The sequence below is a fragment of the Peptostreptococcus anaerobius 653-L genome, from assembly GCF_000178095.1.
Taxonomy (GTDB): domain Bacteria; phylum Bacillota; class Clostridia; order Peptostreptococcales; family Peptostreptococcaceae; genus Peptostreptococcus; species Peptostreptococcus anaerobius.
In genome coordinates this window covers 83,060-97,125 of sequence record NZ_ADJN01000015.1, presented here as the reverse complement: position 1 = coordinate 97,125, position 14,066 = coordinate 83,060, and the positions used below count along the sequence as shown (strand labels likewise).

The window sequence follows — 14,066 nt, the reverse complement described above, 5'->3', positions numbered from 1 at the left end:
GCTATTGTAAAAATGAAAAAATTTCACCTTTTAGCATTAAACTCTCATCGGGAAACTTTATTGAGAAACTTGCAGGTGTTTAGAAATATTCAGTTTGAAGATGTCTGCGAGGAAGAGGATTTTAGTGACCAGAGTCTTGGGTCATTTAAAAGACCCAAGGTAGATGAAATGGTTGTTATGTATGATGAAGAGATTTCAAAATCTAACTATGTTATTGACTTAGTATCCAAGTACGCCAAGACAGATAAGGGATTAAAGGCCTTGATGAAGGGCCTTCCAAATCTTACCTTTGAAGAACTAGAAGACAAGGTCGAGTCTAAGGATTACGAGCACGTATACTCTGAAATCAGAGGTATAGGCGATAATCTAGGCATTATTAACAGCCAAATAGCAAAGAAAAAAGAGTTGATAGCTGAATTGGAACCAGTATCTAAATTAGATGTAGGTTTTGATGATATGGAAAAACTTAAAAACTTTGATACTATGGTTGGGGCTGTATCAGGTAAGTTAGTAGATTCCTTTGAAGAAGGTCTATCCAAACTTGAAAATACCTATTTTGAGAAGTTGGGTGTAAATAAGGAAGAGTACTACTACTTTATTATTTCAGCTAAGGAAGATTTAGACCAATTATTTGAGCTGATGAGATATTCCAACTTCAACAGAATGAAGTTGAATGAAAAGGGTCTACCTGCTGATAATATAGCTAGACTAAATGATGAAATTGAGGATTTGAAGATTAAAGAAATAGAGATGGTGGGCAAGCTTTCAAGTAAGGGGCAAGCATTAGAAGACTTCAAGCTTAGGTATGAATACCTACAGAACTTGAGACTTAGGTCTTTGGCTGAGAAGGATTTTATGAATACTTCCAATGTATTCGCAATCACGGGATATTGCCCAGACTTTGAGACAGCTAGGTTGGAAAAACTTGTATCTGATGTTTGTGAGGGTGACTACACTATAGAGTTTGAAGAAGTTGATAGGGACAGTGATTCAGTGCCTATAATGCTCAAGAACAACAGATTGGTGAGGGCCTTTGAATCAGTAACTTCTACATATGCCCTACCTAAGTACAACGAAATAGACCCAACTCCTCTATATGCACCGATATATGCCTTGTTCTTTGGTATGATGTCGGCTGACTTTGCATATGGGGCAGTATTATTGGTTCTTACTACTTTAGGACTTAAGCTATGCAACTTTACACCAAGCATGAGAAAGAATGTCAAGTTCTTCCAGCTTATAGGTATATCTACCTTGATATGGGGCTTCTTATACGGATCTTATTTCGGGGCGGCAATACCGGGTATGTGGAGACTATTTGACCTAAGTCAGCAGTTTATGACTATACTTGTAATATCAATTATAATGGGTGGTATCCACCTTTACTATGGTCTAGCTATCAAGGCCTACATGCAGATTAGGGATGGTCTAATAGTGGATATGATTTTTGATGTTATAGCCTGGTACGTTGCCCTTAGTGGCATAATAGTCTTTTTGATAGGAAAGTTTGGTGTCGTTGGACCAGTAGCAACTCAGGCAGGTATGTACGCTATGATAATAGGTATAGTTATGTTACTAGTTGGTGGTGCCAGAGGTGCTAAGGGTATAGGACCTAAGATAGCAGCAGGCTTATACAATGTATATGGTATATCTAGTTACATAGGCGACTTTGTATCATATTCTCGTCTGATGGCTCTTGGTATGTCAGGTGGTTATATAGCTTTTGCGGTAAATATGATAGCAGGAATGGTTTGGGGCAAGACAATTTTAGGTTATGTCGCAGCCATTATAATCTTAGTTTTGTTCCATGCTTTCAACTTGTTCCTATCTTGTTTAGGAGCATATGTACATGCACTTAGACTAATATACGTAGAATTCTTCGGTAAGTTCTACGAGGGCGGTGGTCGTGCTTTTAGGTTCTTTAGAAAAGAAGCCAAGTACATCAACCTAGATAGGCAGTTTGAGGATTAATTAAAAGTAAAAGATAGGATTTAAAAAGAGATTATAAAGAAAGTAAAGAAAGATTTTTAAGAGAGATTTCAAATAAGAATTTTGGCTACAGGTCATGGTCCAACCTGTAGAATATACAGGACCAGAAATAATAAACTAGCTTATAAAGCATAATAATTAAAGAGAGTGACTCAAGGAGGTTTATTTATGAATTTCGCAACTTGGATAGTAGAAAACGGTGGAGTAGTATTCGGTGCAGTAGGTGTTATAGCAGCCTTGCTAGCAGCAATTGGATCTGCAAAAGGTTTATCAATAGTTGGTCAGGCAGCGTCTGGTCTAGTTCCAGAAGAACCACAGAAGTTTGGTAAGACACTTATCTTACAGCTTCTACCAGGTACACAGGGTCTATACGGTTTCGTTATAGGACTATTAATATTATTAAAATTGTCAGGTGACATGAGTCTAGGTCAGGGTATGTACCTAGCCCTAGTAGGTATGCCGATAGGTTTTGTTGGTTGGGGTTCAGCGGTTTCTCAGGGTAAGGTTGCAGCCAGTGGTGTTGGAATCCTTGCAAAGAACGAATCACAGACTACAAAGGGTATCATCTACTCAGTAATGGTTGAAACATATGCACTATTAGCATTCGTTATATCACTTCTATTATTCTTCAACTTCACAAAGTTTTTCGGTTAGGAATAAGAGCATATTATAAAGAGAAGGAAGTGATGAGATGGCAGAGCTAAAAAGGCTTACCGATAAAATATTGGAAGAGGCTATAGGATCAAGAGATGATATCTTAAGACTTGCTAGGGAAAAGGCAAAGAAGATAGAGGATACATCTAAGAGCCAGGCTGAAGCCAAGTATGATCAGATGGTCGAAAAGGGTAAGGCTGAAGCAGATACCCTAAAAGAAAGACTGAGGTCAAATGCCAAATTAAAGGCAAGGGATAATGAACTAAAGGCAAAGCAAGAGACAATAGCCAAGGTCTTTGAATCAGCTATTGAGGATTTAAAGAATATAGATGATGATAAGTATCTTGAGTATATAAAGAATAATGCTAGTTTTTCAGATAAGAGCAAGCTAGTTGTTATGAAGGATAAATTTGCAAGGGTAAAGGAAACCTTCCCACAGGTTCAGACTATTGGGGATAGGTTCTGTGAAACAGGATTTATTGAACTAGAGGATGGTATAGAAAAGAACTTTACTTTTAGCACTCAGATGGATTACATAAAAGACGAGGTACAGGGAAAAATAGCAAGGGTACTTTTTGAATAGGGGGTAGTTTATGGATAGATTAGATTACGCCCAGGGTGTAGTAATGGCGAGGGTTTATGAAAAGAAACTACTCGACAGGGCAAGACTGGACAAGATGATAGACGCTAAGGATGCAGACGAAGCCTTCAAGATACTTATGGATACTGACTATGCCAAGAGTGCTGACGGCGTAAGTGGTGTGGGGGATTATGAGTTGCTCCTTAAAAATGAGACTGCAAGAGCCTTTAAGGCAGGTAGTGAAATGTTGGGTGGCGACAAGAGAATACTTGAGATACTATCACTTAAATACGACTACCACAACCTAAAGACAATGGTCAAGGCCAAGGTATCTGGTAAGGATATGGATGATCTTTTTATCTATTCTAGTGATAACAGGCCAGACAAGATAAAGTTGCAGTTTGAGAGTGGTCATTTTACAGATACTAAGAGTGAATTTACAAATGCCCTAAGAGAGGCAGAGGCAAAGTACACAGATACACTTGATCCACAGATGATAGATATAGTCATGGATAGGGCTTATTATAACCATCTATCTATCATAGCAAAATCTTTGGATATAGATCTATTTAATGACTACGTAGGCGCAAGTATAGATTTTTATAATATATCTTCCATGCTAAGGGCAGTCAAGATGGGCAAGTCTACAAACTTCCTAAATGAAATTCTAGTAGATGGAGGAGGTATATCAGTAAATAAACTCATATCTCTTTCAAGAGAAGAATTTGATAGGTTGGCTATTACTCTTAAGTCTGAAAAAATCGGAAGAAGCTTGGTTGAGTGCATAGATGACTACAAGGCGAGTGGTTGTAGCCTGACAGTTGTAGATTCAATGAAGGATGTGTATCTGAGTAGGCTAAATTCAGATTCAAGATTTATACCATTTGGTCCAGAGCCTATATTTGCTTATCTTGTGGCAAAGGAAAAAGAGATTTCAATGATAAGACTTATATTAGTAGGCAAGCTAAATAAGATCTCATCAGCCAAGCTAAGAGAGAGGCTGGGTGATATATAATGTATAAGATTGGAGCGGTTGGAGACAAGGACTCCATCCTAGCATTCAAGTCCATAGGTATAGATGTATACCCTGTGCTAGATGCTAGGCAGGCAAGAGAGGCAATAGATTCCATGGCCGATGACTCATACGGTCTTATATTCGTAACAGAGCAGATAGCCAAGGATATAGAAGAAACAATACAGAGATATAAGAAAAAGCTAGTTCCAGCTATAATACTAATACCTTCTAACCAGGGTAGCCTAGGTATAGGAATGAGCGAAATAAATAAAAATGTTGAAAAGGCAGTAGGTAGCAATATCTTTGCCAACTCGGATAAATAAGGAGGAGAGGCGACATATGGCAGGTAAAATAGTAAAAGTATCTGGTCCACTAGTTGTAGCCGAAGGAATGGAGGATTCAAACATTTACGACGTTGTAAAGGTATCGAATTCTAAACTAATCGGTGAAATCATCGAAATGCGTGATGATAAAGCTTCAATACAGGTATATGAGGAAACTTCAGGTATAGGACCTGGAGAACCAGTAGAGACAACAGGAGAACCCCTAAGCGTTGAGCTAGGACCTGGTCTAATAGAGAATATGTTTGATGGTATACAAAGACCGCTAGAGAAGTTCAGGGCTGTTGCAGGAGACTTTTTGACTAAGGGTGTAGAAGTTCCATCACTTGATAGAGATATAAAATGGACATTCCACCCACAGGCCAAGGTAGGCGACAGGGTATCCGAAGGTGACGTACTTGGTTATGTTCAGGAAACACCGGTAGTCAAGCACCTAGTAATGGTTCCTTACCAGGTAGAGGGTCTTGTAGAGTCAATCGTAGAAGAGGGAGACTTTACTATCATAGAAGATATAGCTACTATAAAGAATGACAAGGGTGATATAAAGTCAGTTCAGATGATGCAAAAGTGGCCGGTAAGAAAGTCTAGAAGAATCAAGGAAAAGATAGCTCCTAGGGTTCCACTAATAACAGGTCAGAGAGTAGTTGATACCTTCTTCCCAGTAACTAAGGGTGGTACTGCTTGTGTACCGGGGCCATTCGGTTCAGGTAAGACAGTAGTTCAGCACCAGTTTGCTAAGTGGGCAGATGCTCAGATAGTTGTATACGTTGGTTGTGGAGAACGTGGTAACGAGATGACAGACGTTCTAAATGAATTCCCAGAACTGATTGACCCTCATACAGGCGAATCTCTAATGAAGAGAACAGTTCTTATAGCTAATACGTCAAATATGCCAGTTGCAGCCAGAGAGGCAAGTATATATACAGGTATTACAATAGCTGAATACTTTAGAGACATGGGATATTCAGTAGCGGTAATGGCCGACTCTACATCAAGATGGGCAGAGGCCCTAAGAGAGATGTCAGGTCGTCTAGAAGAAATGCCTGGTGATGAAGGTTATCCAGCCTATCTAGGTTCTAGAGCTGCAGAGTTCTATGAAAGAGCAGGTAAGGTAATATGTAAGGGTAGCGATAATAGAGAGGGAGCCCTTACAATAATAGGTGCCGTGTCACCTCCAGGTGGAGATATATCTGAGCCAGTATCACAGGCTACACTTAGAATAGTAAAGGTGTTCTGGGGATTAAATGCCAACCTAGCCTATAGGAGACACTTCCCAGCCATATCTTGGATAGATTCATACTCGCTATACCAACCAGATGTTGATGAGTGGATGGGTGAAAATGTATCAGAAAGATTCCCAGTTAATAGAGCCCAGGCAATGGCCCTACTACAGGAAGAAACATCCCTAATGGAAATCGTAAGACTAGTAGGTAAGGATACCCTATCTGAGGCAGACCAGCTAAAGTTGGAAGTAGCCAAGTCAATTAGAGAAGACTACCTACAGCAGAATGCCTTCCAGGATGTCGATTCATTTACATCCCTAGAAAAGCAGGACAAGATGCTGGACCTAGTATTGAAGTTCTACAGAGAGTCTTTAAGAGCCCTAGATAACAAGGTATACCTAAGTGAGCTACTAGACCTACCAGTTAGGGAGAAAATAGCTAGAGCCAAGTATACTGAAGAAGCTCATATAGATAAGCTAGATCTTATATCTGATGAAATAACAGATGTTATAAATGAATTAATAAATAGAGGAGGTGGACTAGATGATTAAGGAATATAAAACTATAAGAGAAATTGTTGGTCCCCTACTAATGGTAGATGGTGTTGAAGGAATTAAATACGAAGAGCTAGTTGAAATAGAGATGCAAAACGGAGAAATTCGTAGGGGTAGAGTCCTTGAAGTAAATGGTGACAAGGCCATGGTTCAGTTATTCGAAGGGTCATCAGGTATCAACCTAAAGGACTCTAAGGTAAGGTTCCTTGCCAAGCCCCTTACCCTAAGTGTATCAGAAGATATGATAGGTAGGGTATTTGACGGTATGGGTAAACCAAAGGATGGCGGACCAGACCTAATACCAGAAGACAAGCTAGATATAAACGGTATAGCAATCAACCCGGTGGCAAGAGATTATCCGTCTGAGTTTATCCAGACAGGAGTATCTGCCATAGATGGACTAAATACCCTTGTTAGAGGCCAGAAGCTACCAATATTCTCAGGTTCAGGTCTACCACATGCCAACCTAGCTGCCCAGATAGCTAGACAGGCCAAGGTTCTTGGAACTGATGATAAGTTCGCCGTTGTATTCGGTGCTATAGGTATTACATTCGAAGAGGCCCAGTACTTTATAGATGACTTCAAGAAGACTGGAGCGATAGACAGGTCAGTTCTATTTATGAACCTAGCCAATGACCCGGCTATCGAGCGTATATCTACACCAAGAATGGCCCTTACTTGTGCAGAGTACCTAGCCTTTGAAAAGGGTATGCACGTCCTAGTAATATTGACAGACCTTACAAACTACTGTGAGGCCCTAAGAGAAATATCAGCAGCTAGACGTGAGGTTCCAGGTAGAAGAGGTTATCCGGGATACCTATATACAGACCTTTCAACACTATATGAAAGAGCTGGTAAGATAAAGGGCAGGCCAGGTTCAATCACTCAAGTACCTATCCTGACAATGCCAGAAGATGATAAGACACATCCAATCCCTGACCTTACAGGCTATATAACAGAAGGACAGATCATCCTATCAAGGGCCCTATATAAGAAAAATATGATGCCACCGATAGATGTTCTACCGTCTCTATCAAGACTAAAGGACAAGGGTATAGGAGATGGCAAGACTAGAGAAGACCATGCAGATACTATGAACCAGTTGTTCGCAGCCTATGCAGCAGGTAAGGAAGCCAAGGAATTACAGGTAATACTTGGTGAATCTGCCCTATCAGAATCAGATAAGGCCTTTGCAAGGTTTGCAGATGCATTTGAAAATATATACGTATCACAGGGTTACACAACTAACCGAACAATAGAAGAAACCTTGAATATAGGTTGGGACCTACTAAAGATTCTTCCAAGAACAGAATTAAAGAGAATAAAGGACAAGTATATCGAGAAGTATTTACCTGAGGAAAGCCAGGTGGATTAATATGGCGAAATTAAACGTAAATCCAACTAGAATGGAGCTTTCGAGGTTGAAGGCAAGACTAGCTACATCTACAAGGGGTCACAAACTGCTTAAAGATAAGCAAGACGAACTTATGAGACAGTTTATAGCCATGATCAAGGAAAATAAGAGACTTAGAGAATCTGTTGAAGCTAAGCTTACAGACTCATTTGAGGATTTTCTATTGGCTAGATCTATGAACTCATCACAGATGTTAGACGAGGCCTTGGCTATATCAAAAGAAAGTATACAGCTGGATATACAGACTAAAAACTTGATGAGCGTAAACGTTCCGGTGATGACTTTTTCTAGGAGTGACCAAGAGGACACATCAGCCATATACCCATATGGTTTCGGTGGAACGTCATCAGAACTTGATGAAGCTGTCAAGAAACTGTATGACATACTTCCAGACCTGTTAAAACTTGCAGAGATAGAGAAGGCGTGTCAGCTAATGGCCGACGAAATCGAGAGCACTAGAAGAAGAGTAAATGCTCTTGAATATATGACAATACCTCAGTTAAAAGAGACAATTACCTATATCAGGATGAAACTAGAAGAAAACGACAGAAGTTCTATAACTAGACTGATGAAGGTAAAGGATATGATAAAACAATAATAATATATCAAAATGGACTGGCTGATTTAGCCAGTTCATTTTATTTACAAGTTTATATTTGACATAAAAATAGGCACTATGATGATTGATCCATCTAGTGTCTATTTCTTGGGAGCTTTTACAACAAATTATTTAAAAAAGGTTGGATTTTTGTTAGATGTGTAGTAATATATAGTTATTATGTGTATATACATAAGTATATTCACATAAATATACAAAAAATAATTTTTATAAAAGATGTGCAGTTTCTTATAAAGTTGAACTGTAGATTAAAAGGGAGGCATTTATGACCGAATCAGGAGTAAATATACTAGGGGATAGTAAAGCCTTGGTCACAGAGATTGAGAGGCTAAAAAAAGAAAAAGATGTTCTTATTCTTGCCCATTACTATACAAGAGGGGAGGTACAGGAAATAGCTGATGTAGTTGGAGATTCATTTCAGCTTGCAAAGATGGCACAGGAGTCTACTAATAAGATAATCTGTTTTTGCGGTGTCAGCTTTATGGGAGAGAGTGCAAAGATACTCAACCCAGATAAGAAGGTCTTGATACCAGCTCCTAGTGCAGGTTGTCCAATGGCAGATATGGTAGATTATGACCAAATAGCAGGTTTAAAGGAAAAATACGAAGACCTAGCCATAGTATCCTATATAAATACCAATGCAGATGTAAAAAGACTAGCTGATGTATGCGTTACCTCATCAAATGCTATGAAGATAGTATCGAATTTGCCAAACGAAAATATATACTTTATGCCGGATATGAACTTGGGTAGCTATATTAAAAATCAGGTGAAGGGTAAGAATTTTATACTCCATGAAGGATACTGCAAGTACCACCATCATGTAGATATAAAAGAAGTGAAGGACTTAAAAGAAAAATATGGATATGATGTCCTAGCGCATCCTGAATGCAGGGAATCTGTAGTTGAAGAGGCTGATATTGTAGGTTCTACAAAGGCTCTACTGGAGTATGTGGCAGCCACTAAGAAAAAAGGATATATAGTCTGTACAGAATCTGGAATTCTTCACCAAATGAAGAAGGTATCTCCAGAAAGTGAATTTATAATACCTAGCTCTATGAATGATTGTAGAGATATGAAGAAAATAGACTTAGAGAGTCTTTATCTAACATTGAGAGATGAGACTGGAGAAGTAATACTCGACGAAGGATTAATAAAAGATGCTAAAGCACCTTTAATAAAGATGATGGAGATGAGTTAAAATGAAAGGTTTTTATGATGTCGTTGTTGTTGGGGCTGGGGCAGCAGGTCTATCTTGTGCCCTAAATCTAGATCCTAGTTTTGAAGTGTGTCTAATATCAAAAAAGGATATGTCAGAGGCAAATTCCTACCTTGCACAAGGGGGAATATCAGCTAAGAGGGTAAATGAAGATATAGATGACTATATTGAAGACACCCTAAGAGCAGGTCACTATGAAAATGATCCAGAGGTTGTAAGGGATATATTGGACAATTCATTAGAAGTTGTAAAGTCCCTAATAGGTTATGGGGTCCCATTTGAAAAGGATGAACAAGACCAGTATAGTCTGCACAAGGAAGGCGGCCACAGACTAGCTAGGGTATATCATGTGGGAGATTTTACAGGTAAATCAATCTGCGAGACTATGGCTCAAAGAGTAATGTCATCACCCAATATAGATGTGTGTGAGGATACTACATTCTATGACCTTATAGTGGAAGGAGATAGGGCTATAGGTATAAAGGTATATGCTAAGGGCAGATACCAGAATATATATTCAAGGGCAATAGTTATAGCTACTGGTGGTATAGGAGGGATATTTGACTCATCTACTAACTTCAAATCAATATCTGGTGAGGGGCTTTCTATAGCCATAAAACATGGTGTAGAGGTGTCCAATATAGAATATGTCCAGATTCATCCAACGGTTTTGTATGACCAAGAAAAGGGAAGACACAGCCTTATTACAGAGGCGCTCAGAGGAGAAGGAGGAATACTCCTTGATAAAAATGGCAAAAGATTTATAGATGAGCTCAAGCCTAGGGATATTGTCTCTAAGGCTATCAGGTCCAAGATGGAAGCTGATAGGTCAGACTACGTGTATTTATCCTTGGAGAATATCCATAATAGGGACAGGGTAGATGAAAACTTTCCTACAGTATTCAATGCTTGTATGGAAAAGGGCATAGATATCAGAAATGATATGATACCTATTTGCCCAGGCCAGCACTACCATATGGGTGGAATAACGGCTCAGATAGACGGACAAACTAGTATGAAGGCCCTATATGCCATAGGAGAGGCTGCTTGTACTGGACTTCATGGAAGAAATAGGCTGGCATCCAACTCCCTACTAGAAGCCTGCTACTGCGGAATGAGGTGTAGCGAGAATATAAATATATCGATTGATGATTTTATAACTGAAATCAAGGAAAACCATGAGACAAGGGACATAGATGAAATACTTGAAGACCACCATAGGTTACTTATAGATAGGATAAGGGAAAGGAATAAGGATTTTTATGAATACTGGCTTAAAAATGAAAATGCTTAGTAGGGTCCAAGAAGCTCTTATGGAGGACTTGACCTACAAGGATATAAGTGTTGAGGGTATAATTGACGAGTATCAAGATGCTAGGGCAGACCTAATAGCCAAGGAGGATGGTGTAATTTGTGGTATTGATATATTCTGCCATACCTTTAAGATATTGGATCCTGATGCAAGGTTTGAGCTCTATACTAAAGAAGGCGATAGGATTGTAAAGGGACAAAAAATTGCAAGAATCTATTCCAAGGCCCAGGCCATGTTGTTTGCAGAGAGGACTGCCCTAAATTTTATTCAGAGGATGTCAGGGATTGCAACTATGACTAGGAAGATGGTAGATATCCTAGATGATGACAGGATAGGCCTTGCCGACACTAGGAAGACTGCTCCAGGCCTTAGGATATTTGACAAGTATTCGGTAACTATAGGTGGTGGGGTAAACCACAGGTACAATCTCTCTGATATGGTCATGCTAAAAGACAACCACATAGGGGTAGCAGGATCTATCAAGGAAGCCGTGAAAAGGTCAAGAAGATCAATATCTTTTACAAGTAAGATAGAGGTAGAGGTTGAAGACCTAGACATGGTAAGAGAGGCCCTAGAGTCTGGCTGCGATATTATTATGCTAGACAATATGGATATAGGAACTATCAAAGAGGCTGTAAGCATGATAGGTGACTCAGCCTTGATAGAGGTGTCAGGTAATATTGGACTGGATGACATAAGTTCCTACAGGGGGCTTGGTATAGATATAATATCTTGTGGAGCCTTGACCCATTCTGTCAAGGCCTTGGACATGAGCCTTAAGAATATGAGGATACTATAAGTTTATATAAAATTACGATATAAAAAAGAATAATCCTATTTTTAGGATTTATATTTAAAAAATCATAATATAAAAGAATAAAACCCCTATTTTTGATTTATATTATAAAATATATAAAATAATATAAATCAAAAAATAGGGGTTTTTTTGAAAACTTTGGCAAAGATATCGAGAATTGATACGACGATTAAGGGTATGTTAAAAGATAATAAGTTAGGTAGCTTAGAACAAAATGGATATCTAATGGCTATAAAACAAAGACCTAAAATACATGAGTTATCCGACAAGATAAAGATAGACTTGGAGTAAATAGTTTTGTACAAAAAAACATCTCCATGATTTAATGTTAATAAAAACAAAAAAGGAGATGCTTTTTATGAATAAGCAAAAGCTTATCTGTATTTGATTTTTAAATAGTAATACTCTTAAAGTTAACTATATCAAGAATAGGAAGACCAATAAAAAGTGTGCCAGGGAACCAAGCATGATAAATATATGGAATATATCGTGGAAGTTCCATACTTTTAGGTTTGGTCTTTTTATTGCATAGATAAGGCCACCTATAGTGTACAATATACCGCCCAAAACAAGTAGGAAGAAGGCTCCTGGCGCTAGGTTGATATATAGGTCTTTTATAACAAATATTGCTACCCATCCCATGGCTATGTACATGGCAGAGGATAGTTTCCTAGGCATATTTATCCATAGTATCTTCATGGTAATACCTAAGACTGCTATGACCCACAGGATTATAAATACCGGTATGCCAGTTCTTTTTGGTAGTACATACAGGCAGAAAGGAGAGTATGACCCGGCTATTAGGATATAGATCATAGAGTGGTCGACCTTTTTCATGATTAGGACGGCCTTCTCTTTTCTAGCGCTGATTGCATGGTAGATACCACTAGTGAAGTATAGTAGAATCATTGATGTTCCAAATATAATTGTAGATACAAAGAGGCTGACATGGATGTTACCTATGATTACCTGCTTTAAAATTAGTGACAGCAAGGCTAATATGGAAAGTACACCTCCTATTAGATGCGTTATGGAACTGATTGGATCTCTTAGTTTTGCTATGTTCATTTAATTACCTCCCAATGGAAAATATAAGCTAGCTATTGGTTGATTGACTTATTTCATGTTGGTTTCTGGCCAGCTAGAGTCCTTAAATATTGGACGGCCAACACCAATCATATCTGCGTACTTATTTTCTATCAGATAGTCTGCAGTGTCTACTGAATGTATTCCTCCTGTCAGTATAACAGGAATAGAGACATTGGACTTGATTGCATATGTTACATCCTTGAAATAGCCTTCTTCTGTAGAATAAGGGTTGTTGAAGATATAATAACCACCAGATATATCCAGTAGGTCTATGCCGGCTTCTTCAAATGCTTTAGAGGCTCTGATAGCATCTTCTAGATTGTTTCCTCCATCCGTATAGTCACAAGCACCCAGTCTAAGGGCAAGAGGATAGTCTTGACCAAGGGCCTGTCTCATTGCTTTTATTATTTCAAGATGGATTCTTATCCTATTTTCTAGGCTTCCTCCATATTCATCACTTCTCTTATTTGATAAGGGTGAGTAGAATTGGTTGAGCAAGTAGAAATGGGCTGAGTGTATTTCTACACCGTCGTAGCCTGCTGATTTTGCCCTGATTCCAGAGTCTACAAAGCTCTGTATAAGTTTATCTATGTCTTCTTTTGTCATCTCAATAGAGGCTTGTCTTTTTGTACCTCTTACATCCATTTCAAGGGCCGAAGCTGATACAACATCGCAACCTGTAATCTCGGTCTTTGCTGCATTACCAGCATGGTTGATTTGGGCAAATACCCTAGAACCGTTTTTGTGGATTACATCTACAATCCTAGATAGACCCTCAACATCCTCATCACGAGATATAGATACCTGGTTTTCACTGGCCTTACCATCCATAGATACATAGGCATGCTCAGTTATTATAAGGCCTATTTTACCGCTTTTTGATTTTTCATCATAGTAGCTAACTAGATCATCGTTTACCCACCCATCTATAGACTTAGAAGTTGCCATAGGAGGGAATACCAGTCTGTTTTTTATGTCTAGTTTATTTATTTTTATGCTTTTATCGAGATATTTCATGATTTCCTCCTCTATAATTTATAAGTTCCTATATTCATTATAAGCTTATAGGGTCTTAAATGAAAGTTACATTAGCATATATTTATAAAAAATTTAAATTTTCCGAAAAATATACTGGTTTAATTTATAAATACACTCAGTTTTATTGACATAGGCCTATTGTAAACTTACAATATAATAAGAAATATATAATTTCATTGCATTGAAAGGAGGAGTCGGACCT

The 14,066-nt window shown here is 38.5% G+C and carries 14 protein-coding genes; 12 read left to right on the top strand and 2 right to left on the bottom strand.

The features are described from left to right. Positions 1-60: 60 nt before the first annotated feature. The 12 genes from HMPREF0631_RS01650 (at position 61) to HMPREF0631_RS09945 (ending at position 12,028) form a co-directional block, all read left to right on the top strand. The gene (locus tag HMPREF0631_RS01650; protein WP_002843007.1) at positions 61-1,971 is read left to right on the top strand and encodes a V-type ATP synthase subunit I; all 1,911 of its coding nucleotides are present in this window, start codon (positions 61-63) and stop codon (positions 1,969-1,971) included. Between the two features lie 186 nt (positions 1,972-2,157). After that, the gene (locus HMPREF0631_RS01645) at positions 2,158-2,643 is read left to right on the top strand and encodes a V-type ATP synthase subunit K (RefSeq protein WP_002843018.1); all 486 of its coding nucleotides are present in this window, start codon (positions 2,158-2,160) and stop codon (positions 2,641-2,643) included. A gap of 37 nt (positions 2,644-2,680) precedes the next feature. Further along, entirely contained in the window at positions 2,681-3,226 is a 546-nt protein-coding gene (locus HMPREF0631_RS01640; RefSeq protein ID WP_002842933.1) for a V-type ATP synthase subunit E, read from the top strand. Between the two features lie 10 nt (positions 3,227-3,236). Further along, positions 3,237-4,238 (top strand): V-type ATP synthase subunit C, encoded by a 1,002-nt coding sequence (locus HMPREF0631_RS01635; protein ID WP_002842940.1) that lies wholly within the window; start codon positions 3,237-3,239, stop codon positions 4,236-4,238. Next, complete coding sequence (locus HMPREF0631_RS01630) at positions 4,238-4,561, top strand: V-type ATP synthase subunit F (protein WP_002843068.1); 324 nt, start codon at positions 4,238-4,240, stop codon at positions 4,559-4,561. The genes HMPREF0631_RS01635 and HMPREF0631_RS01630 overlap by 1 nt, the downstream gene beginning before the upstream one ends. Positions 4,562-4,577: 16 nt before the next feature. Further along, positions 4,578-6,353 carry a V-type ATP synthase subunit A gene (locus HMPREF0631_RS01625; RefSeq protein ID WP_002843065.1) on the top strand — a complete coding sequence of 592 codons (1,776 nt, stop codon included), beginning with the start codon at positions 4,578-4,580 and terminating at the stop codon, positions 6,351-6,353. Further along, positions 6,346-7,731 (top strand): V-type ATP synthase subunit B, encoded by a 1,386-nt coding sequence (locus HMPREF0631_RS01620; RefSeq protein ID WP_002842944.1) that lies wholly within the window; start codon positions 6,346-6,348, stop codon positions 7,729-7,731. The genes HMPREF0631_RS01625 and HMPREF0631_RS01620 overlap by 8 nt, the downstream gene beginning before the upstream one ends. 1 nt (position 7,732) lies before the next feature. Next, positions 7,733-8,368 carry a V-type ATP synthase subunit D gene (locus tag HMPREF0631_RS01615; RefSeq protein ID WP_002842976.1) on the top strand — a complete coding sequence of 212 codons (636 nt, stop codon included), beginning with the start codon at positions 7,733-7,735 and terminating at the stop codon, positions 8,366-8,368. Between the two features lie 286 nt (positions 8,369-8,654). After that, positions 8,655-9,590: a quinolinate synthase NadA gene (nadA, locus tag HMPREF0631_RS01610; protein ID WP_002842878.1), complete on the top strand. Its 936-nt coding sequence runs from the start codon at positions 8,655-8,657 to the stop codon at positions 9,588-9,590. A 1-nt stretch (position 9,591) separates the two neighbouring features. Continuing rightward, positions 9,592-10,902 (top strand): L-aspartate oxidase, encoded by a 1,311-nt coding sequence (locus HMPREF0631_RS01605; protein WP_002843087.1) that lies wholly within the window; start codon positions 9,592-9,594, stop codon positions 10,900-10,902. Beyond that, positions 10,871-11,719 (top strand): carboxylating nicotinate-nucleotide diphosphorylase, encoded by an 849-nt coding sequence (gene nadC, locus HMPREF0631_RS01600; protein ID WP_002842952.1) that lies wholly within the window; start codon positions 10,871-10,873, stop codon positions 11,717-11,719. The genes HMPREF0631_RS01605 and nadC overlap by 32 nt, the downstream gene beginning before the upstream one ends. Positions 11,720-11,866: 147 nt before the next feature. Continuing rightward, on the top strand, positions 11,867-12,028 hold the full coding sequence (locus tag HMPREF0631_RS09945; RefSeq protein ID WP_002843017.1) for a hypothetical protein: 162 nt from the start codon (positions 11,867-11,869) through the stop codon (positions 12,026-12,028). Positions 12,029-12,154: 126 nt separating this feature from the next. Here HMPREF0631_RS09945 and trhA read toward each other — a convergent pair whose 3' ends face one another. Beyond that, on the bottom strand, positions 12,155-12,805 hold the full coding sequence (trhA, locus tag HMPREF0631_RS01595; RefSeq protein ID WP_002842986.1) for a PAQR family membrane homeostasis protein TrhA: 651 nt from the start codon (positions 12,803-12,805) through the stop codon (positions 12,155-12,157). Positions 12,806-12,853: 48 nt separating this feature from the next. Beyond that, positions 12,854-13,843: an NADH:flavin oxidoreductase gene (locus HMPREF0631_RS01590; protein WP_002842930.1), complete on the bottom strand. Its 990-nt coding sequence runs from the start codon at positions 13,841-13,843 to the stop codon at positions 12,854-12,856. Positions 13,844-14,066: the final 223 nt, after the last annotated feature.

What these genes read in the sequence shown, in the direction of transcription:
- HMPREF0631_RS01645 (WP_002843018.1), top strand. Translation starts at nt 2,158, where the DNA reads ATGAATTTCGCAACTTGGATAGTAGAAAACGGTGGAGTAGTATTCGGT.
- HMPREF0631_RS01640 (WP_002842933.1), top strand. Translation starts at nt 2,681, where the DNA reads ATGGCAGAGCTAAAAAGGCTTACCGATAAAATATTGGAAGAGGCTATA.
- HMPREF0631_RS01635 (WP_002842940.1), top strand. Translation starts at nt 3,237, where the DNA reads ATGGATAGATTAGATTACGCCCAGGGTGTAGTAATGGCGAGGGTTTAT.
- HMPREF0631_RS01630 (WP_002843068.1), top strand. Translation starts at nt 4,238, where the DNA reads ATGTATAAGATTGGAGCGGTTGGAGACAAGGACTCCATCCTAGCATTC.
- HMPREF0631_RS01625 (WP_002843065.1), top strand. Translation starts at nt 4,578, where the DNA reads ATGGCAGGTAAAATAGTAAAAGTATCTGGTCCACTAGTTGTAGCCGAA.
- HMPREF0631_RS01620 (WP_002842944.1), top strand. Translation starts at nt 6,346, where the DNA reads ATGATTAAGGAATATAAAACTATAAGAGAAATTGTTGGTCCCCTACTA.
- HMPREF0631_RS01615 (WP_002842976.1), top strand. Translation starts at nt 7,733, where the DNA reads ATGGCGAAATTAAACGTAAATCCAACTAGAATGGAGCTTTCGAGGTTG.
- nadA (WP_002842878.1), top strand. Translation starts at nt 8,655, where the DNA reads ATGACCGAATCAGGAGTAAATATACTAGGGGATAGTAAAGCCTTGGTC.
- HMPREF0631_RS01605 (WP_002843087.1), top strand. Translation starts at nt 9,592, where the DNA reads ATGAAAGGTTTTTATGATGTCGTTGTTGTTGGGGCTGGGGCAGCAGGT.
- nadC (WP_002842952.1), top strand. Translation starts at nt 10,871, where the DNA reads ATGAATACTGGCTTAAAAATGAAAATGCTTAGTAGGGTCCAAGAAGCT.
- trhA (WP_002842986.1), bottom strand. Translation starts at nt 12,805, where the DNA reads ATGAACATAGCAAAACTAAGAGATCCAATCAGTTCCATAACGCATCTA.
- HMPREF0631_RS01590 (WP_002842930.1), bottom strand. Translation starts at nt 13,843, where the DNA reads ATGAAATATCTCGATAAAAGCATAAAAATAAATAAACTAGACATAAAA.